The sequence below is a fragment of the Kitasatospora sp. NPDC047058 genome (genome assembly GCF_040643935.1).
Classification (GTDB): Bacteria; Actinomycetota; Actinomycetes; order Streptomycetales; family Streptomycetaceae; genus Kitasatospora.
Genome location: NZ_JBEYVJ010000017.1, coordinates 34,417 through 53,460 on the forward strand (window position 1 = coordinate 34,417; position 19,044 = coordinate 53,460).

Here is a 19,044-nt window from a genome sequence, read left to right on the forward strand (position 1 = left end):
GGCCCGTCGTCCGGCCGGCCGGTGTCGTCCGGACGACCGGTGGCACGGGCACCCGGTGGACTGCACGGGCACCCGGTCGGCTACGCGGGCGTCCGGTCGGACAGTTCGGCGACCAGCAGGACGCCGGTGTCCAGGCCGTCCAGCTGCGCGGCCATGTCGAGCAACTCCTGGTCGTGCACCCGCGGCCAGTGCACCGCGAAGCCGTGGGCGGCCGCGGCCTGCGCCAGACCGCAGCGCAGCCCGTCCACCACCGCCCGGCCGGTCCGCGGGTCGCCGGCGAGCGCGCACCAGAACGACCCGTCCGACTGTCCGGCCGGCGTACCGAGGGCGGCCGCGAAGGCCTCGGCGAAGGCGTGGCCGCGGTACGTCCTGCCGCCGAGCGGGAGCAGGACCCGGCCGTACCGGCCCGCCGTCCGTTCCAGCGCGAACCAGCGGCCCTCCGCGAGCGGCGGCCCGACCCGCTCGGCGAGCTCCGGCAGCAGCACGGCGCAGCCGCGCGCGTACCCGCCCGGCGGGACGGACGCCGGACCGGCCGGCGTCCCGGCGGCGGTCATGCCGCCGCCGCCGTACGGTGGCCCGCCCAGAGCTCGATCAGCACGCTGAGCAGGAAGACCTCCTGCTCGGGGCCGAAGCCCAGCCGGTTGAGCGTCATGTGCAGGTGCGAGGCGAGGATCTCCGGCGGGCTGGAACTCAGCGTCCCGGCCCGGGCGGCGTCCCGCCAGACGTCCATGGCGGCGCCCAGCCGATGCGCCCACCGGTCGGCGGCCCGGCCGGCACCGGGCAGGGCGCCCGGCCCGCCCGGGAAGCGTTCGGCGAGCAGCCCCGCGGAGCGCAGCGACGCCTCGCGGGCGGCGAGCGGGTTCATGTCCGGGTGCTCGGCGCGCCCGGCCCAGGTCAGCCAGGAGGTGCGCAGTCCGCGCAGGAACCGCTCCTGGGAGACCTCGTCCGGGTCGGCCGCGCGGACCGCCGCCGCGATCGCGAGCAGGGCGAAGGAGACCCGGGCGTTCCAGTTCGGACGGGTCCGCAGGACAGCCGTCACCAGCTCGCTGCTGTCGCCGAACAGCGACTCGCTGAGCCCCAGCAGGGCGGGCCCGCCGTAGCGGTCCGTCTCCGGGGTGTACGACTCGCGGTGCACCCCGCCCGGTCGCAGCTCGGCCAGCGGCAGTGCCTCGAAGCCGTCCGCGCCGCCCTCGCCGGCCTTGGCGATCGGGCCGGTGCTCCGGTGGTACTGCTCGGTGCTCATCCGCTCGCCGTCCGGGATGCCGGCGTTGACCGGGGCCAGCCGTTCGGCGAGCGCCGCCGTGACGCCGGGCTCGGCCGACTCGTCCAGGCCGGCGAGCCGCAGCCGCAGGTGCGGCCCGTGCTGCCAGTACCGGATGAAGAACCAGCCGGTGATCGCGCCGTCGGCCCGCAGCCCGCGCACCACCGGTTCGACCACGTCCAGCAGGACGGTGTCCACCAGCGCCGGGACGGCGGAGTCGAGGTGGAGGTGCCAGCAGCTCCAGCGGGGTCTGTTGTCCGGGGTGCCGGTCATGACCGCAGGTCCAGCATCGGCTCGCGGAACCGGCCGGTGCCGCAGACCACCTGGAAGACGGCGGTCTGGTCGCGGTCCAGCTCCAGCGTGCGGGCGATCCGCACCTCGTCGAAGGCGCGGGCCGGCCGGGCGTACATGCCGTACGCCGCGGCGCCGAGCACCAGGCCGTGTGCCGACCAGCCGCAGGCGTACTGCAGCAGCTTCCACGCGCTCGGCCCGAACTCGGCGAACAGCGCGCGCAGGTCGGCGGTGAAGGTCCAGACGAAGGTGGCGTGCCGCACCGAGCAGTCGTTGCCGCCGCTCAGCGGGTACCCGAACTGGGCGTCCAGGGCGGCGTGCACGCCGGGCCGGGCGAGGTGCCCGGTGAGCCGGTCGTCCTCGACGCGGTGGATGCCGTCCGGCAGCCCCTCGACGTCCTGGGCGCAGAGGGTGAGCCGCACGTGCCGGGCGACGGCGGCGAGCAGCGGGGACGGCGGCGGCGCACAGGCCAGCGCCAGGCTGTCGGCGACGGCCGCGTACGGCTGGGGCGCCCGGACGCCGGAGAAGCCGCCGACCCCCTCGGGGGTGCGCCCGGCCGTGCGGTTCCAGAGCACCTCGGCCCAGGTCAGGCCGTTGCCCTCGACCGGGTACGGGCCGGTGCCGGTGGTCCCGGCCGCCGGGGCGGGCGCGCCGGACGGCCTGGTCAGCCGGTCGATCCGCAGCACCCGGTCCAGTGCCGGGTCGCCGGTGGGCGCCGGCCGGTCGGTGCCGGGACGCCAGCGCGGGGTCGCGCCGTCCAGCCGGACCGCGACCGGGTAGGCCCAGCCCTCGGCGGGCCGGACGCCGATCCGCTCGGCCAGGCCCTCGGGGTCGGGGGTCGGCAGTTCCAGCTCCGCCCGGACCCCGAACAGCTGGGCCGCGAGGTAGAGGCTGCGCAGGTTGTGACCGATTTCGAGGTCCACCAGCGGGCCGCGCAGCAGCGCGTACTGCGGCGGCAGGTCGGTGTGCCGCCCGGCCAGCACCACGGTGGTGCCCTGCTCGCCGGCGGCGGCAGGGGTGCCCTCGACGTCCAGGAGCGCGTGGCGCTGGACGTCCAGGTAGCGGGTGGCGCCGTCCTGCAGCAGGTAGGGGCGGACCGGGAACTTGCTGCGGACCGACGGCACGACGCGGTGGTCGTTGAAGGAGTTCGACGGCTCCCGGCGCTGCAGGCCGAACGCGGTGACCAGCAGGTGGTCGAGGGTCTCCTCACCGGCCGCCGGCCCGTCCTCCGGCCGCAGGGCGGCGGGGAAGGGGGTGCGGCGCAGCAGCCGGGAGGTGCCGAGGGCCAGCGGGCGGCCGGCGTCGGGGCGAACCCCTGCGGGGAGCTGCCCGCTGGTGGTGCCGATCGAGGGGTCGATCTGCGGGCCCGGGGCGACGAAGGCCTTGCCGGCGCCCTGTTCGAAGGCGAAGCGGCGCAGTTCCCGCAGCTCGTCGGTGCCGTGCGGGGTCGTGCTGCCGTGCGGGGCGGAGGCGCCGTGCGGGATCGTGGTGCCGTGCAGGGCGTCGGTGCCGTGCGGGGTCGTGCTGCGGCGTGGTCCGGCGGTGCCGGGCAGCGTGCCGCGTTCGAGCATCAGGCTCATCGGTCCTCCTCTCACGGGAACGGGTGGGGGTCGAGCGGAAGGTCGTCGGCGGTGACCGGGCGGCCGTCGACCAGGAGGCCGTCGGTCAACCGGGTGAGGCCGAGCAGCCGCTGGTTGGCGTGGCCGAAGGTCATCGGCAGCGTGCCGGGGACGATCACCTTGGCGGCGGCCAGTCCCAGGTCGCGGTGGTCCCGGGTGGACTGGTCGACGACGATCGCGGTGTCCAGTCCGGCGTCGGCGTACAGGCCGAGCACGGTCTCCAGCGAGGCCCGGACGTCGGGCTGCGCACCGGCCGCCGGACGCAGGGCGTCGGGCCAGCCGGGGAAGGCCTCGTCCAGCCGCACGACCGGCCCGCCCAGCACCTCGGTGACGCGGGGCAGCAGCTCGGGCCGCTTGTAGAGCTGGTAGTGGTCGTCGAGGACGCGCACCTCGAACGGGTCGGTGATCATCCGCTCCACCGCCGCCGGGTCGAACGGCACCCGCTCGTGGACCAGTTGCGCCAGTTCCCACAGGCCCGCCTCGACCGCGGCCTCCGGGTCCGGATGGGTGCCGGCCGCGGAGTAGCTGGCGGGGAACAGCCCGTCCCGGTGGACGGCCAGCACCCACACCGACGGCAGCGGGATGTCCTGGCTCGCCGCCAGCAGGTGCACGTCGTAGCCGCGCGAGCGGATCAGGCCGATCAGCTCCCGGCTGCGCTCCCGGCGCACCGACGCGGGGTCGATGGCCGGCAGCGGGCGGCGCCGGTGCCAGGCGAGCAGGAACGCGTCGCGCTCGGTGACCTCGAAGAGGGCGTGCAGCGCCGCCTCCTCCAGGCTCGCGCCGAGCGCGCAGCCGCTGGAGGACTCCAGGAAGTGGATCTTCTTGTCGCCCTCCCGCTCCAGCCGGTACTGGTAGAAGCCGACCTCGGCCGGGACCAGCACCGGCTCGCCGGTGGGGATGCGGTGGCCCCAGACCCAGTCGGTCGGGGCGTCCGGCGCGTACGGCAGCACGCGGCAGGAGGGGTGGGCGAGCTGTCGGGCGGTGTGCCCGCCCAGCGCGGCCGGGTCCAGGGCGGGAAGGCCGATGCCCTGGTAGGGCAGGTCCCTGACGACCCGTCCCGTCCCGTACGGGAACCCGCCGATCCGCTCGTACATCTCCAGGATGGCGACGGGGTCGCTCTCCCGGTAGGTGACGCCGCGGCCGTGGCCCGAGCCGACCGGCCCGCCCGGCATCACGGCGTTGCTCATCGCGAACGGGGCCTGGGTCTCCCGCTGCACCCCGACGAAGGGGCCGAAGCGGGCGTCGACGGTCCGCCGGTGCAGCTCGTCGGCGGGCATCGGCAGGCCGGGGCGCTCGCGCAGCGGCAGCGGCGACGGCGACGGGCGGTCGGCGAGCACCAGCGGCTCCGGCGTCCGCACGGGCGGCGCGTCGGTGCGGTCGTGCGGCATTCCGGCGTCCCCGCAGACCGGGCAGGCGTGGTACCGGGTGATCCGGTGCCGGCGCAGCCCGCCCGGGCGGACGGACAGCAACTCGCCCGGGGCCAGGGGGGTTCCGGCGGCCAGCGCGGCCCGGGCCAGCAGCGGGAGCAGCGGTGACGCACCGGTGCCGGAGCGCCGGGCACGCCACTCGCGGACGATCGGGTGGCCGTGGGCGATCGGTGCGGCGAGCCGCTCACGCGCCTCGGCGCAGCCCGCGCAGGAGGGCGCGGGCCCGGCCGGGTCCCACAGCGGGCCGATCTGCACCTCGTCCGGGAAGACCCGGACGGAGAGCAGCGGCACCCCGGCGTCGCGGGCCGCCGTCCAGGCGGCGCGCTCCGCCTCGGTGTCCCAGCCGTCGGACACGCTGGGGCGGGCGCCGTGCAGGTCGGCGAACTCCTGCCAGACGGTGGACGGTTCGGCGATCGTCAGGACAGCCATACCGGCCCCCAGCACAGCTTCTGCTCCCCGGCCAGCGGGTCGGCGACGACGCGGACCCCGAGCGGACGCACCCCGTGCGCGTGGCAGTACGCCTCGACGTCCTCGGCCAGCGCGTTCAGTTGCGGCCCGGTCAGCAGGTCGATCAGGTCGGTCGCGGGTGCCGGGTCGACGGTGCCGGGGTGGCCGGCCTGCTCGGCCCGGCGGGCACCGTGGGCCGCGGCCAGCGCCAGGCCGGCCGCCCGGTCGGTGCCGTCGCCCCAGGCGGAGCCCAGCACCGCGCCGGTACGGGCGTCCGCGACGGTGACGGTGCACCAGGGGCCGGCGAGTCCGGCGGGGCGGACGAGCGTCAGCGTGACCGGCTGGTCCTCGTACTCCTCCAGGGTGCGCCAGAACCGCAGGGTGTCGTGGTCGGTGATGTCGTCCCAGCCCAGCACGGTGGCCGGCGCCGCGGCGGAGCGTGCCAGGATCCGCAGGACACCGTCCAGCAGCCAGCGCGCCTCGGTGGTTCCGGCGGCCGACACCGAACGCTCCAGCAGGCGGATGCCGGGCGGGTACGGGGCGGCGGCCAGGACGCGCAGCCCGGCGAGGATCGCCTGGACGGCGGCGGAGCCGTGGTCGATGCCGCGGCGGACGAGCGGTCCGCCGAAGTCGGGGGTGAGGCCGTCGAGAACGGCCAGGGCGGACGGGAGCTGCGGCAGGTCGTCGGGGGCGATCCAGCGGAACGGGCCGGTCCAGGGTGCGAACAGCGGCAGCGCGTCGGTGAGCACCTCCTCGGTCACAACCGGCCCGAGCCCGGACGGGTCGGCGTCGCCGAGGCTGCGGATGCCGCTCCACTCGGCCTGGCCGGACCCGGCCAGCACGGCCTCGTCGGTCTCCAGCGCGGGGCCGTGCACCACCGAGACGGAGTTCTCGGGCGTGCCGAGGCCGATGTGGTGGAACGCCCGGTGGGCGGCGAGCGCACCGGCCATGATGGCGCCGGTGGGCGACGGCACGGTCCGGGGCTGGTCGCCCTGCCGGATCACCGCACGCTCGACCAGGCCTTCGTGCAGTCCGGGCGCCTCGCCCGCCGTCCGCAGCGGGCCGACGACCTGGGGACCGCCGGCCTGCGACGCGTCCGCGGTGGTCACCGGGACGATCGCGGCGCCCGGCGCGAGTTCGGCGGTCGCGTCGCCCGACGGGGCGGCGTCCACGACCACCGCGACACAGGCACCGGACAGCAGTCCGGCGGCCTCGGCGGCGGAGGCGGGCAGGACGACGCGGTCGAGCTCGGGGTCGAGCAGCAGCAGCTCGGACGGGTCCGGGGCGCTGCCGTCCGTACCGGCCAGGACGACGCTGCCGAAGCCGGCCGCGGCCAGGCCGCGGGCCGCCGACTCGGCGGCGGGACCCCGGCCGAGGACGGCCGCCCGGCCCTCGCGCACCCGGCGGAAGGCGGTGTACGGCTCGTCGCTGCGGGTCTCCAGGTAGGCGAGCGAGTCGCCGTAGGCGGCGCGCTCCTCCGGTCCCGGGTCCGGGGTGTCCAGCCGGTCGAGGTCGAACAGCAGCTCGCGGACGAGGAGCTGGCCGGCCACCCAGCGCACGACGTCGCGGGCCTTCTCGGCGCCGGCCGCCGCGACCAGTTCGTCCTCGGTGGCGCCGCGGTCCAGCAGCGGGGTCAGCCGGTCGACCAGCTGGAACAGACTCGCCGGGCCGGCCAGCAGGAACGCCCCCTTGGCGGCGGAGACGTACACGCCCTTGCTGACCGGTGCGTAGTGCACTCCGGGGCGGGATCGCACACCGCGGAGCGGCAGCGGGGAAGGTGCGGCAGACATGGGTCCTCGATCGCGGGTCGGATCAGGCGGATCGGCTCGGGTCAGGTCGGGCAGGGCTCCGGCGGTGCGGTCACTCCCAGCGGAGGTCGTTGTGGCCGTCGTCCTTGCCCGACTTCTTCAGGGCCGGCTTCGGGACGAGGTGCAGCGGGTCGGTGTCCGCCCCGGCCGCCTGCACGGTGACGGCGGCGGCAGCGGCGGCGGTGGCGGTCGCGGTGGCGGCGGACGCCGGACCGGCCATGACCACGGTGGCGAGAGCGGTCAGAACGAAGCAGGAAGCAAGGCGCTTGCGCATGGTGTTTTCCCCCGTTGTGTCGATCGCCGGGTCACGGCGTCGTACGTCCCCTCGGGCCCCTCCGCCGTTTCCGGCCCGGAGCCGCACCTGCTTTCCGGTGCAGCTCCACAGTGGCCCGCCGGTTGGGGGGATCTCCACCTGGCGCCCCTGTCATAAAGTTGCAACGCAGCGAAAGCACTATGATCAAACGGGGGCAATCATGGTCGAATCGGACATCCTTCCAGCACTTTCAGGCCGTCTCGACGAGACGGCGGCAAGGGTGTTCACCTGGGCGGTCCGGCGCGGCCGGCTCGACGACCGGGCGGCCGAGGAGCTCGGCCTGACCTCCGGCCAACTGGAGCGGGCGACCGCCGCCCTGTCCGCGCTCCACCTGCTGCGCCCCGCCCCCGACGGCTCCCCGGAACTGATCGCCACCAACCCCGAGCTCGCCGCCGCCGAACTGATCGGCCCCATCAACGCCGAGCTGCAGGCACGCCAGCAGCAGGCCGCCCAGGTCCGGACCGAGCTGCTCGGGCTGGTGCCCTTCTACTACGAGATGAGACGCGAGCGCAGCAGCGCCGAGGCCATCGACGTCATGGAGAACCCCGACGACGTCCGCGCCATGTTCCAGGAGCTGGCCGGAAACTGCCGTACGGAGGTGTTCAGCGCGCACCCGGGCATCGGCTCGGTCGAGGGCCTGACGGACGCGCTCACCCGCAACCTCGAACTGCTCGAACGCGGCGTACGGATGCGGGCGCTGTACCAGCACACCGTCCGCGTCAACCCGGCCATGCAGCACTACGCCAGCCGACTCACCGCCTCCGGATGCGAGTTGCGCACCGACAACGAGATCGTCGACCGGGTCGTCATCGTGGACCGGGAGGTGGCGTTCATCCCCCGGACGGGGATCGGCGCGCCCAGCGGCGCCGTCATGGTGCGCGAGCCCGCCCTGGTCGACTACCTCTACCGTTCGCTGGAACAGTGCTGGAGCCGGGCCCTGCCGTTCGACCAGGAGGAGACCCGCAGCGTGGTCGCGGGCTACGGCGAGGCCGGCGCGGCGATCAAGCGCTCCATCGCCCGGATGCTCGCCGACGGCAGCACCGACGAGCAGGCCGCCCGGCGCCTGGGCATGTCCGTCCGCACCTGCCGTCGGCACATCGCCGAGCTCATGGACAGCCTGGGCGCGGACAGCCGCTTCCAGGCCGGCGTCCTCGCCGAACGGTCGGGCTTCGTCACCGCGTCGGCCGCCTGAGCGGACCGCCGTCCGCCGCGCCCACCGCCCGGCCGGCCCGCACCCCGGCCACCGTCACAGCAGGGCGTAGAGCGCCGAGGCGTCGTCGTGCGCCTTGCCGCGCGGCCATCGCTCGCAGGTGACGTCCGTCCGCTCGACCGCCCGCACCTGGGCGATCAGCTCACCCGGCCCGGACTCGGCGAGCAGCCGCAGCGCGTCCGCCCAGCTGCCGAGGCCGAACCGCTCGGTGTAGCGCGAGGCGCCGTCGGTCAGGGCGGCCACCGCGCGCAGCCGTTCCAGGCCGACGAAGCCGGTCTCGGCGTGCCCCGCCGCCTTCGGGCTGGCGGCGGCGATCCACGGGCCGGCGCCGCTGTTCCGGGCGGCCCGGACGGCCCGCGCGTACTCCAGGTGCAGCGCGGCCCGCTCGGCCGAGCCGGGCACCGTCGACCAGACCTGCCGGCGCAGCTCCTCCCCGCCGGGGAAGCGCTGGTTGTCGCCGATCACCTTCGGCGGGCCGTCCCTGAACTCCAGCACCAGCAACGAGTCGCCGAGCACCAGGTACTCCAGCGCGGCGCCGTGCCGGCGGGCCGCGACCACCATGGCGGCCGGCGTGTTGGGGTGGGCCAGGTCGCAACGGCCGCCGTGCAGCGCCGCGGTCTCCACGATGGCGTCGGCCAGGCACTCCGCGATCGAGCGGTCGGCGCGGTCGGTCAGTCTGGCCAGCAGGTGCACCCCCAACCGTCGTACGTACCACGGGGTGCCGTGGCGGCACCCGGACTCCAGGCCGGTCGGTGAGCTCGAACCGTCGAGCAGTACGAGCGCCTCCGGCGAGGCCGCCGCGAAGTCCTCGCTGTCGCGGTCCGGCCGCCGTGCTTCCCCTGCCAGCTGTACCTGCATCCCGACAGTGTGGCCGCCGCCCGGGGCGCAGGCCCAGACCCGTGCACGCGGCGCGCGGTCGCGCCCGGTGGCAGCAGGGGCATTCCGGCCATACCGTCGGATACCGAGTGGACGATTCGGCCGATCACGGCCCGCCGGGTTTGGACTCCCCCACGAGGGGCCCGGCGGACCGGACGTGACGAGGAGCGGCAAATGGAATGGTGGCAGTTCGTCGTGCTGGTGGTCGCCTCGCTCGGCTTTCCGATCGCCGCACTGCTCTTCCTGATCGGCGGACCGCGCTTCCCGGACGAGCCGCGCGACGGCCGGTGACGGCCGGCGAGGGCCGGTAAGGGCCGGTAAGGGCCGGACCCACCCCGGTTCAGCGGGCGGGCGGCGCCCAGGCCGGGTCACGGCCGAGCAGGGCGAGCGCGCGGTCGAACGGCCCTGCGCCGTCGGCCGCTTCATGGCGCTCCCGGAAGGCACGTCCCGGCGCCCGGTCCGCGGGTCCGGCCGGCACCAGCCCGGCGGCGTCGAGCAGCGCGGCCGCCAGCGGCTCGTCCCGGTCCACCGCCGCGGCCGTCCCGGCCGGCACGCCCAGGGCGGCCGCGACGTCCCAGGTGTGCACCAGGGTGTCCAGCAACTGGAAGCCGATCGCGTGGCGCAGCCGGAACGGCTCGCCGTCACGGATCTCCGGGAGCCGGAGCCGCGGTTCAGCGGCTCCGGCGGACGCGGAGGTGAAGGCCGCCGTCAGCTCCTCCGCCGAACGGCGGAACGCGCCCGCCGGATCGCCGTGGACCGGGACGTCCCGGAAGAGCGCCGGGTCCGGCGCGGCCCCGCGGGCGGCAGCGGCGAAGCCCCGCTGTTGGCCGACCATGTGTTCCAGCAGCCGGCGGAGGTCCCAGCCGGAGCACGGCGTCGGCAGCACCAGCTGTTCGGGCTGGACGGTGCCGATCACGCCCGCCGCCAGCTCCAGGGCGCGGGTGTGCAGTTCGAGCGGGCTCATCGGTCTCCCTGTCGGTGCTGACGGGTCTGCCTGGGTGCGGGGTCGAACTCGCGAGGATATTAGCACGACCGTTCGTGCAGTTTTATGGGCGCGGAACACCCGGCGGGCACGCCGGGGAACCTGCGCGGATCAGGCGAGCACGGGAGTCTGCGGATCGGCCGCCTCCGCCCGGAGCAGGCGCAGCAGCGTGCGGCCGGCCCGCTCGTACGGGCCGTCCTCGCCGAACAGCACGGCCTGCGAGTTGGCCGTCTCCAGCACCGCGACCAGGACGAACACCAGGTCCTCCAGGTCCGCTCCGGCGCGCAGCCCGCCCGTCGCCGCGGCGTCCCGCAGCGCGCCCAACAGCACGCCGTGCCACTCCCGCGCGCAGTCCGCCAGGGCATCGCGCAGCGGGCCGGGGCGGGCGTCGAACTCGGCGGTGACCTCGGTGAAGAAGCAGCCACCGGGGAAGACCCGGGCCCGCGAGTAGGCGAGCCAGCTCTCGCACAGCTGCCGGACCCGGCCCAGACCGGTACTGCCGGTGTCCTCCACCGGGGCGATCACGGCGTCGTAGAAGATCCGCCGGGCGGCCCGGACGGTGGCCAGCTGCAGCTCCTCCTTGGAGCCGAAGCCCGCGAACACACCGCTCTTGCTCAGCCCGAGGTCGCCCGCCAGCCGCCCGATCGAGAGCGCGTCCAGCCCCTCCACCGAGGCGATCCCGACCGCGCGCCGCAGCACCGCGCGACGGGTCTCCTCACCGCGCTGCACCCGTCCGTCGGTGCGTCCGGTCGTGACAGAACCGGCCACGGTCCCTCCACCTCAGCTGTCGGTCGGCACGGGAGACCCGTCGGGCAGGAGCGCCGCCGGGCGGCCCACCGAGGTGAGCCGCCCGTGGCGCCTTCGTCCTGCCAGGGTATAGCGGGTGGTACTCCGCGCCCGGCCCCGTGCTCACCCGGTGCGGCTCACCGCGACACGCCGAGGGCGGGCGCCCGCAGGGCCAGCCGGGCCGGCAGCGTGGTGGCGGCCAGCGCCAGCACCGCGGCCAGCGCGAGCACCCCGGCGTAGCCGGCCCACCCCCAGGCCACCCCGGCCGCGCCGGTCATGCCGACGCTGAAGGCGGTGAGCACCGCGAACGCGATCGCCGAGCCGGTCACCACGCCGGTGGCCACCACGGCCGCCGCCTCCAGCCGCAGCATCCCGAGGATCTGCCGCCGGGTGGTTCCGGTCAGCCGGAGCAGCGCGAACTCCCGCCGCCGGTCGGCGGTGGCCATCGCCAGGGTGTTCACCACCGAGATCGCGGTGAAGCCGAGCACCAGGGCCATCCCGAGGTAGTTGGCCGCGGCGCCGTTCTGCCGGGCCTCGGCCGCGATCTCCCCGGACTGCGCCCGGTCGAGCACCCGCACCCCGGGGAAGCCCGCCACCGCCGCGGTCAGCCGCTCCCGGGTGACCCGGTCGTCCGCGGCCACCAGGACGGCGGCGGCGAGCGGGTTGTCGACGTGCCGGACGAGCAGCGCATGGGAGACGGTGAGGTCGCCGAAGCCCAGCCCGCGGGCGTACACGGCCCGGACGGTCAGCGTGGCGGGGGTGCCGTCGCCGAGGACCATCCGCACGGTGGAGCCGGGGCGCACCCCGAGGGCGCCGGCCGCCGTCGTGCTGACCGCGAGGTCGCCGTCGCCGAAACCGGCCAGCGTGCCCGCCGTCACCGCCGGGTCCCAACCCGCCGTCAGGCCCTCCGGAGTCACGCCCTGGACGCCGTACTTCTCCAGGTCGATCCGGACCGAGCTGCGCAGCACCTCGGTCACCGCGGTCACCCCGGGCACCGCCCGGACCGCCTGGGCGGCCTGGCCGGGCACGCCCGGCGCGCTCGCGGCCAGCGTCCACGGGGCCCGGACGCCGTCCTCGGCCTGCCGGGCGGCCGCGCCGCCGAGCGTGGACTGGGTGAAGAGCACCGTGCAGACCATCGCGGTCAGCAGGGCCAGCGGCGCGGCGGCGGCGCCGAGCCGGCGGGACTCGGCCCGCAGGTTGGCGGCGGCCAGGTGGCCGCTGACCGGGAAGACCCGCAGCACCCCGCCGGCCAGCGCGGAGGCCACCCGGGCCAGCACCGGGCCGAGCAGCGACACCGCGACCGCCAGCACCACCACGGCGGCGAAGGTGACCGGGGTGGCGGCCTTCTCGGTGTCCAGTGCGGCGAGGACGGCGACCAGGACGATGCCGCCGGCCAGGGCCAGCACGCCCGCGACGGTCCGGGCCCACCCGGCGCCGGGCACCTCGACGGCGGCCTCGGAGAGCGCCTGGCCGGGCCGGATCCGGGAGGTGCGGCGGGCCGAGATCCGGGCGGCGGCCCAGCCGGCCAGCAGGGTCGCGAGCACCGCGGCGAACACCGGGAAGACGCTCAGCGTGTGGTGCAGGGTGTCCGGCACCGCACCGAGGTCGACGAAGCCGTCGTACAGCAGCCCTCCGGCGGGCAGGCCGGCCAGCGCGCCCAGCACCCCGGCGGCCAGGCCGAGCAGCAGCGCCTCGCCGCCGATCAGCCGGCGCACCTGCTTCGGCGTCGCGGCCACCGCGCGCAGCAGGGCGATCTCCCGGGCCCGCTGCTGGATCAGCAGGGCGAAGGTGCCGCTGACCACCAGGACCGCCACCAGCAGGGCGGTGCCGCCGATCGCGGCCCCCATGCTGACCAGCTTGATCCGGGCACCGGCGGCGTCCGGGAACTCGGCCTGTCCGCGGTCGGCGCCGCGGTGGACGACGGCGTGGTCGGCGGCCAGCACCGGGGCCAGCGCGCCGGCCAGCTTCGCCGGGTCGGTGCCGGGCGCGGGCAGCACGGCGATCGCGGACACCTGCCCGGGCCGGCCGGCCAGCCGCTCGGCCTCGGCCGGGTGGAAGAACAGCGCGCTCTGCTCGGTGAGTTCGACGCCCCGGGCGGCGGCGATGCCGGAGATCCGGTATCCGGCGGGTGCCTGCGTGGAACGGACCGTCAGCCGGTCGCCGACGTGCAGCCCGGCCCGGGCGGCCAGGCCCGCGTCCACCACCAGCTCGTCGGCGGCGCCCGGTGCCCGGCCCTCCGCCAGGGTGAACGGGGTCAGCTCGGCGGAGGCCCAGGAGTGCCCGTACCCGGGGAGCCGGTCGGCGGCCACCGGCTGGGCGGGGAAGGTGAGTTCGGGCACCGCGGCGCGGACGCCCGGCACCGCCGCGATCCGCCCGGCGAGCCCGGCGGGCAGCCAGGCCCGCTCGGCGAGCGGCTTGGCCTTCTCCTTGGTCTTGGTCTTCCCGTTGCCCTTGTCCTGGACGGTCGTCCGGTGCACCTGCTGGTCGCCGGCCACCACGAGGGGCGCGCCCGCGTACCGCTCGGTGCGGATCTCGCCGCGCAGGCCGGTCTCCAGCAGGGTGCCGCAGGCGGTGACGGTCAGTGCGGCGAAGAACAGTGCGCAGAAGGCGCCCACGAAGCTCGACCGGCGGGCGCGCAGGCTCTGGAGTGCGTAGGAGAGCAGCATCAGGCCCGCCCTCCCCGGCGCGTCGGGGCGGGGACCGCCCGGCGGAGCGGGCGGTCGGGGCTGGGGATTCGGGGCGGCTTCGGCATGGCTTCACCCTCCCGCGCGGGCGGGTGCGGGCGCAGTGCGGCGGTCCGGCCGATCCGGGCGGGGGTTAACCCCCCAACGCCTGCTCCAGGAAGGCGGCCCGGGCCAGCAGTTGCTCGTCCGCGCCGGCCGCGCCGACCACCTGGAGGCCCAGCGGCAGACCGGCCGCCGTGCCGGCCGGCAGGCTGAGGGCGGGCAGGCCGAAGTAGCTCCAGGGCAGGGACATCACCGGGTCGCCGGTGCTGCCGAGCCCGGCCGGGGCGGGGCCGGTCGCCGCGGGGGCCAGCACGAGGTCCGCCCCGGAGGCGGCCCAGGCGTCGGCGAGCCGGGCGCGGGCGTGCTCGCGGACGCGCAGCGCCGTGTCGTGGTCCTCCGGCCGGACGGCCTGGCCGCGCCGGATCCCGGAGGCGGTCTCGGGCCGGTAGAGGGCGCCGAAGCGCTCGAACCAGTCGGCGTGGGTCCGGGCCTGCTCGAAGCGGTTGATCGTCTGGAACTGCCGCAGCAGTTCACCGACGTCGGGCAGCAGCTCGACCTGGCGGACGGTCAGCCCGGCGGCGGCCAGCCGGGACAGCTGCCGCTCGAAGGCCTGCCGCGCCTCCGGCCGGGCGCGCTCCAGGTACGGTCCGGCCGGTACGCCGAGGACGGGCGGCGCCGCGGCCGCGGCCTCCGCGGCGACGTCGGGGCGCCAGCCGTCACAGAGCAGCGGTGCGGCCAGCGCCGCGCCCGCCAGGTCGGCGGTGAACAGGCCCGGGGTGTCGAAGCTCGGCGCGTTCGGGATCACCCCGGCGAGCGGGATCCGCCCGTGCGTCGACCGGAAGCCGACCACCCCGCAGTAGGCGGCGGGCCGGATCACCGAACCGCCGGTCTGGGTGCCGACCGCCAGCGGCACCAGCCCGGCCGCGACCGCCGCCACCGAGCCGCTGCTGGAGCCGCCCGGGGTGTGCCCGGGGTGGTGCGGGTTCCGGGTGGGCCCGGGGGCGCTGCCCGCGAACTCGGCGGTGACGGTCTTGCCCGCCACCAGCGCGCCGGCGGCCCGCAGCCGGTCCACCACGGCGGCCTGCGGGCCGGCCAGCACGCCCGGCGGCAGGGCGGAGCCGGCGTGCGTGGGCAGGCCGTCGACGTGCACGATGTCCTTGATCCCGACCGCCACCCCGTACAGCGGCGGCGCGGTGGCCGGGTCGGGGTGCCGCGCGGCCAGTGCCCGGGCCTCGGCGTGCAGGCGCTCCGGCCGGCCGGGCTCGGGCACGAAGGCGTGCAGCAGCGGGTCGAGCTGCTCGATCCGGGCGCAGAGCCGGTCGACGTGGGCGGACAGGCCGGGCCCGCCCGACCGGAGTCGGGCGGCTTCCCCGGCCAACGACCGCGGCCGGACCAGTGCTTCCTCCATGCCGGCCACGGTACGGCCTCGTGCCACGCCTACGGGTGCTCGGCGGACAGGTAGGGCGTCTCGCGCAGGTAGTACGCGCCGCAGGTGTGGCAGCAGAGTTCGGGGGTCTTGCCCCAGTCCTCCGGCTCGCGCAGCGGCGCGCTCTCGTCCAGCTCCCGGCCGCACATGGCGACGGTCTCGGAGCCGCGGACCATGTGCCAGAGCCGCACCCCGGCGGCCGGGCCGTCGGCGCCGTACTCGGCGCGCATCTGGTGCATCATTCCCCCATCGTCCGGCGGCCCTCCGGCTCCGGCAACCGGAGTCCGGCGGGGTGGCCGACGGGGTGGCCGGGCGGCCGACGGGGTGGCCGGGCGGCCGGGGCGGGCTCAGACCAGGCTGCCGTGGAGCCGCAGCCGGGCGATGCCGCCGTCCGGGAAGACGTCCAGCCGGACGTGGGTGGCCGGCCGGGGCGCGGCCGGCACCAGGCGGTGGACGGCGTCGGGCTGAAGCTTGGTCCGCGGCACCAGCTCGAACCACTCCCCGGGGTCCGCGGCCTGTGCGTCCCGCCCGTACAGCGCCGCCCAGCCGGCCGCGTTGCCGACGTAGTACCCGGTGTCGATCTCCACCGCCCGGATCGCGCCGCGCCCGGCGAGCCGGAGGCGGACCCAGTCATGGCCGCCGTCGCGGCGCCGGCGGTTCTCCCAACCGTCGCCCATGGCCCGGGACTTCCCGGGCAGCACGAGGTTGGCCGGGGACGAGAAGAAGCGGTCCGAGGCGTCCTCGACGGCGCCGCCGTTCTCCAGGGCGGCCAGGTCGAAGGTGCCGAGCGCGGCCAGCCAGGCGGCGTCCGGCCGGGCCTCGCCGTGCACCCGGAGCCGGGCGATGCCGCCGTCGGGGTACTGGCTGAGCCGCAGGTGGGTGAACCGGCGGCCGCTGTCGACGGCGAAGCCGTTGGCGGCGTGGCCGCGCACCGGGGAGCGGGGCACCAGCGGGTGCCAGACGGTGCTCCCCGCGAGCAGTTCCTCCGGGCCCGGGGTGCCCGGGAGTTCGGCGCCCTCCAGGCCGATCTGCTGCGGGTGGTTGCCGCGGAAGTGCGCGGTGTCCACGACCACGCCGTGCACGACTCCGGGGACGCCCAGGCGGATCAGCGCCCAGTCGTGGTCCCCGGCGGCCGGGTGCGGGCGGTCGGGGCCGGCGCCGCGGCGGCGCCTGGTCTCCCAACCGTCCATGATCTGGCCCTTGTTGCCGAAGGTGTGCGGGCGGAACTCGGCGGGCCCGGGCAGCAGCAGGTTCTCCCGCTCGGCGAACAGCTCGTCGTCGGCGGCGATGACGGCGCCGCCGAGCCGGCGGTCGGCCAGGTCGGTCAGCGCGGTGAAGGCGAACTCGCCGGAGCGGTAGTCGGCGTACGGATTGCCGCCCGCGTAGGGGAGGGCGGAGGCGTCGGGCAGGGTCCTGGGGGTGTCGTCGGTGGCCATGCGTCCACCATCGCCCCGCCCGGACGAGCAGGTCCATCACAAAGAACCGAGCACACCGTTCAGTCCGTCTGAACGGTGGCCGCCACCTCGGCCAGCGCGGCCAGCACCCGGCGCAACGGCGGCGTCCGTTCCGTCCCCTCCCGGACCGCCGCGACCACCCGGCGGGTCGGCAGATCGGCCGGCAGCGCCCGGACCACCGCCCCACCGCCCCGGCCCGCCGAGGCCAGCCGGGGCACCAGCGCCACCCCGAGGCCCGCCGCGACCATCGCCAGGATCGCCGTCCAGTCCGCCGCGGTGTGCGCCCGCTCCGGCACGAAGCCGGCGTCGGCACAGGCCGTCAGCGTGATCTCGCGCCAGGGCCCGGCGGCACCGTAGATCCACGGCTCGGCGGCGAGGTCCGCCAGGCGCAGCCCGGGCGCGCCCGCCAGCGGGTGGCCGGGCGGAAGTGCCACGTCCAGCGGGTCGCTGAGCAGTACCGACCGGACGAACCGGGGATCGCCCGCGCCTGGCTGCACGGCCAGCGACAGCGCCAGGTCGACGTCGCCCGCCGCCAACAGCCCGTACGCCCCGGCCGCCTCCGCCTCGACCACCCGCACCACCAGCCGGGGCGCGGCCTCCCGCAGCCGGGCGATCGCGGGGACGACCAGCCCGCCGATCGCGGTGGCGAACGCGCCCACCCGGACCTCGCCCGCCTCGCCGTGCAGATAACCGGCGAGCTCCGCCTCGGCCCGCTCCAGCTGCCCGAACACCAGCTCGGCGTGGCGCAGCACCAGCCGCGCCGCGCTGGTCAGCCGGACCCGCCGGCCGTACGGCTCCAGCATCGGCGCGCCCAGCTGCTTCGCCAGCGCCGACACCTGCTGCGAGACCGCCGACGGCGAGAGGTGGAGCCGCTCGGCCGCCGCCGTCACCGTCCCGCACTCCCCGACCGCCCGCAGCACCCGCAGCCGCCGGAGGTCCCACTCACCCACCGCACCCATCGCGCCAGGGTAGATCGACTCCGGCCCCCCCCGGCCGAGGACCGCTGTCCGCCCCCCGGTAGGGTGCCGCTCCTGCGAGCCGCCCGGTGATCACACCAGGTGTCAACTCGCCCAAAATCTGGCACACTTCACGCAAATGGGGGCAAAGATCGTGCGCTCTTCCCGCCTGCTGGCCGCATCCACGCTGCTGGCACTCTCCCTCGGCGCGACGGTCGGCACGACCAGCGCCGTCGCCGTCTCCGTCTCCCCGAGCCCGACCGCCACGGCCACGCCGTCGGCCACCGCGTCAGCCTCCCCCTCCGCCACGACCTCCGCCACGGCCTCCACCACGGCTTCCCCGTCGGCGTCCGCCACGGCCAGGCCCACCGGCCGCCCGACCGTCCCGGTGCCGACGCCCACCGCCACCGACCGCTGCCACGGTGGCGTGTACCAGAGCAAGCTCCTCAAGACGACCGGCACCGGCCTGTTCGACACCACCCTGGTCAAGGGCGGCCCGGCAGCCGAGGTCTCGGTGGTCTTCGAGAACAAGAGCGGCGTCGACCTGCCCGTCATCCATCACGGCCTCTACGTCACCGACGAGTTCGACACCCCAGTGGGCCCCAACTGGAGCCCCGAGTTCTTCGACGTCCAGGTGAACACCGGCTCCGGCTGGAAGGCCTTCAAGCTCACGGACCGCAACTTCTCGTTCGACGTCGCCAAGCTGGCAAAGGGCGAGAAATTCACCGTCCAGCTCCGGATCGCCGCGACGGCGAAGGCCCCGGTGGGCAGGTACGGCAGCACCATCGGCGGCGGGTCAGACGCCTTCGACAACGACAAGGTCCCCACCCCCGCCAATAACAAGGCCAACGCCTGCACCCAGTTCATCGACTACTACGAGGGCGACTTCCAGGTCGCCGATGCCGGTACCGCACCCACCACCAAGGCCCCGTCGGCCCCGGCCCCGGCCGGCCCGCAGCTGGCCCAGACCGGCTCCAGCTCCGACACCGTGCCGATCGCCGTCGGCGGTGCGACCGTGCTCGCGGTCGGTGCCGGGACGCTGTTCGTGCTGCGCCGCCGCAAGGCCGGTTCGCACGGCTGAGACCGGCAGCAGCGGGCGGAGAAGGGGGGACGGGCGGCGGGCGCCTGTCCCCCCTTCTCCGCCCGTACCGTCAGCAGGCCCGCAGCAGCGCGTCGTCCTGCCACTTGAGGATCTTGTCGAAGCTGACGATGGCGCCGCGGAGCGGGTGGTTGCGCAGCTGGACGTGGTCGGTGAGGGCGTGGATGAGGAAGAGGCCGCGGCCGGACTCGGCGGTGAGGTCGGGGAGGGTGTCGAGGTCGACCGGGCGCAGCGAGGGGGCCGGCGGGCGGCAGGGCAGCACGTGGGTGTCGTAGGGGCGGCCCTCGCGGCGGGGGCGGTGGCCGGTGACCAGCGGCCCGGGGATGCTGGCCCGGCCGCGCCGGGTGCGGCGGCGGGGCGCCG

16 protein-coding genes and 1 pseudogene are annotated in these 19,044 nt (G+C 76.3%); 2 read left to right on the plus strand and 15 right to left on the minus strand.

The window, feature by feature from the left end; all coding sequences use genetic code 11:
• Window positions 1-80: 80 nt before the first annotated feature.
• From ABZ885_RS04430 to ABZ885_RS04455, 6 genes are all read right to left on the minus strand, one after another.
• Entirely contained in the window at window positions 81-554 is a 474-nt protein-coding gene (locus ABZ885_RS04430) for a hypothetical protein (protein ID WP_360183242.1), read from the minus strand.
• Window positions 551-1,534 (minus strand): thiopeptide-type bacteriocin biosynthesis protein, encoded by a 984-nt coding sequence (locus ABZ885_RS04435; protein ID WP_360183244.1) that lies wholly within the window; start codon window positions 1,532-1,534, stop codon window positions 551-553. The genes ABZ885_RS04430 and ABZ885_RS04435 overlap by 4 nt, the downstream gene beginning before the upstream one ends.
• Complete coding sequence (locus ABZ885_RS04440) at window positions 1,531-3,132, minus strand: hypothetical protein (protein WP_360183246.1); 1,602 nt, start codon at window positions 3,130-3,132, stop codon at window positions 1,531-1,533. Before ABZ885_RS04440 ends, ABZ885_RS04435 begins: the two co-directional genes overlap by 4 nt.
• A gap of 11 nt (window positions 3,133-3,143) precedes the next feature.
• Entirely contained in the window at window positions 3,144-5,027 is a 1,884-nt protein-coding gene (locus tag ABZ885_RS04445; RefSeq protein WP_360183248.1) for a YcaO-like family protein, read from the minus strand.
• Window positions 5,015-6,781, minus strand: coding sequence for a hypothetical protein (locus tag ABZ885_RS04450; RefSeq protein ID WP_360183250.1), 1,767 nt, complete (start codon window positions 6,779-6,781; stop codon window positions 5,015-5,017). Before ABZ885_RS04450 ends, ABZ885_RS04445 begins: the two co-directional genes overlap by 13 nt.
• Window positions 6,782-6,905: 124 nt before the next feature.
• Window positions 6,906-7,127, minus strand: a complete 222-nt coding sequence (locus tag ABZ885_RS04455; protein WP_360183252.1) for a hypothetical protein — start codon at window positions 7,125-7,127, stop codon at window positions 6,906-6,908.
• A 199-nt stretch (window positions 7,128-7,326) separates the two neighbouring features.
• Between ABZ885_RS04455 and ABZ885_RS04460 the strand changes: the two genes are divergently transcribed.
• Window positions 7,327-8,358, plus strand: a complete 1,032-nt coding sequence (locus tag ABZ885_RS04460) for a LuxR C-terminal-related transcriptional regulator (RefSeq protein WP_360183254.1) — start codon at window positions 7,327-7,329, stop codon at window positions 8,356-8,358.
• A 54-nt stretch (window positions 8,359-8,412) separates the two neighbouring features.
• On the opposite strand, the gene ABZ885_RS04465 is transcribed toward ABZ885_RS04460, so the two are convergent.
• The 8 genes from ABZ885_RS04465 to ABZ885_RS04500 all read right to left on the minus strand — a co-directional run bounded on the left by ABZ885_RS04465 (window position 8,413) and on the right by ABZ885_RS04500 (window position 17,576).
• Window positions 8,413-9,234, minus strand: coding sequence for an integrase (locus ABZ885_RS04465; RefSeq protein ID WP_360183256.1), 822 nt, complete (start codon window positions 9,232-9,234; stop codon window positions 8,413-8,415).
• Between the two features lie 358 nt (window positions 9,235-9,592).
• Window positions 9,593-10,216: a TIGR03086 family metal-binding protein gene (locus ABZ885_RS04470; RefSeq protein ID WP_360183258.1), complete on the minus strand. Its 624-nt coding sequence runs from the start codon at window positions 10,214-10,216 to the stop codon at window positions 9,593-9,595.
• Between the two features lie 129 nt (window positions 10,217-10,345).
• Window positions 10,346-11,002, minus strand: a complete 657-nt coding sequence (locus tag ABZ885_RS04475) for a TetR/AcrR family transcriptional regulator (RefSeq protein ID WP_360183260.1) — start codon at window positions 11,000-11,002, stop codon at window positions 10,346-10,348.
• Window positions 11,003-11,157: 155 nt separating this feature from the next.
• Complete coding sequence (locus tag ABZ885_RS04480; protein ID WP_360183262.1) at window positions 11,158-13,686, minus strand: ABC transporter permease; 2,529 nt, start codon at window positions 13,684-13,686, stop codon at window positions 11,158-11,160.
• 151 nt (window positions 13,687-13,837) lie between these two features.
• Entirely contained in the window at window positions 13,838-15,154 is a 1,317-nt protein-coding gene (locus ABZ885_RS04485; RefSeq protein ID WP_360183264.1) for an amidase, read from the minus strand.
• A 29-nt stretch (window positions 15,155-15,183) separates the two neighbouring features.
• Entirely contained in the window at window positions 15,184-15,414 is a 231-nt protein-coding gene (locus tag ABZ885_RS04490) for a hypothetical protein (RefSeq protein WP_360183266.1), read from the minus strand.
• Between the two features lie 105 nt (window positions 15,415-15,519).
• Window positions 15,520-16,608, minus strand: a complete 1,089-nt coding sequence (gene alc / locus ABZ885_RS04495) for an allantoicase (RefSeq protein ID WP_360183268.1) — start codon at window positions 16,606-16,608, stop codon at window positions 15,520-15,522.
• 59 nt (window positions 16,609-16,667) lie between these two features.
• Window positions 16,668-17,576, minus strand: coding sequence for a LysR family transcriptional regulator (locus ABZ885_RS04500; protein ID WP_360183280.1), 909 nt, complete (start codon window positions 17,574-17,576; stop codon window positions 16,668-16,670).
• A gap of 160 nt (window positions 17,577-17,736) precedes the next feature.
• On the opposite strand from ABZ885_RS04500, the gene ABZ885_RS04505 reads away from it, so the two are divergent.
• On the plus strand, window positions 17,737-18,663 hold the full coding sequence (locus ABZ885_RS04505; protein WP_360183270.1) for an LAETG motif-containing sortase-dependent surface protein: 927 nt from the start codon (window positions 17,737-17,739) through the stop codon (window positions 18,661-18,663).
• A 70-nt stretch (window positions 18,664-18,733) separates the two neighbouring features.
• Here the strand turns inward: ABZ885_RS04505 and ABZ885_RS04510 are convergent.
• Window positions 18,734-19,044 (minus strand): annotated as a pseudogene (locus ABZ885_RS04510) (hypothetical protein); the annotation flags it as partial.

Bases quoted from the DNA above. Each gene is read 5' to 3' on its own strand.
- ABZ885_RS04470 (WP_360183258.1), bottom strand. From the start codon at position 10,216: ATGAGCCCGCTCGAACTGCACACCCGCGCCCTGGAGCTGGCGGCGGGC.
- ABZ885_RS04435 (WP_360183244.1), bottom strand. From the start codon at position 1,534: ATGACCGGCACCCCGGACAACAGACCCCGCTGGAGCTGCTGGCACCTC.
- ABZ885_RS04485 (WP_360183264.1), bottom strand. From the start codon at position 15,154: ATGGAGGAAGCACTGGTCCGGCCGCGGTCGTTGGCCGGGGAAGCCGCC.
- ABZ885_RS04445 (WP_360183248.1), bottom strand. From the start codon at position 5,027: ATGGCTGTCCTGACGATCGCCGAACCGTCCACCGTCTGGCAGGAGTTC.
- ABZ885_RS04480 (WP_360183262.1), bottom strand. From the start codon at position 13,686: ATGCTGCTCTCCTACGCACTCCAGAGCCTGCGCGCCCGCCGGTCGAGC.
- ABZ885_RS04490 (WP_360183266.1), bottom strand. From the start codon at position 15,414: ATGATGCACCAGATGCGCGCCGAGTACGGCGCCGACGGCCCGGCCGCC.
- ABZ885_RS04460 (WP_360183254.1), top strand. From the start codon at position 7,327: ATGGTCGAATCGGACATCCTTCCAGCACTTTCAGGCCGTCTCGACGAG.
- ABZ885_RS04430 (WP_360183242.1), bottom strand. From the start codon at position 554: ATGACCGCCGCCGGGACGCCGGCCGGTCCGGCGTCCGTCCCGCCGGGC.
- ABZ885_RS04465 (WP_360183256.1), bottom strand. From the start codon at position 9,234: ATGCAGGTACAGCTGGCAGGGGAAGCACGGCGGCCGGACCGCGACAGC.
- ABZ885_RS04440 (WP_360183246.1), bottom strand. From the start codon at position 3,132: ATGAGCCTGATGCTCGAACGCGGCACGCTGCCCGGCACCGCCGGACCA.
- alc (WP_360183268.1), bottom strand. From the start codon at position 16,608: ATGGCCACCGACGACACCCCCAGGACCCTGCCCGACGCCTCCGCCCTC.
- ABZ885_RS04455 (WP_360183252.1), bottom strand. From the start codon at position 7,127: ATGCGCAAGCGCCTTGCTTCCTGCTTCGTTCTGACCGCTCTCGCCACC.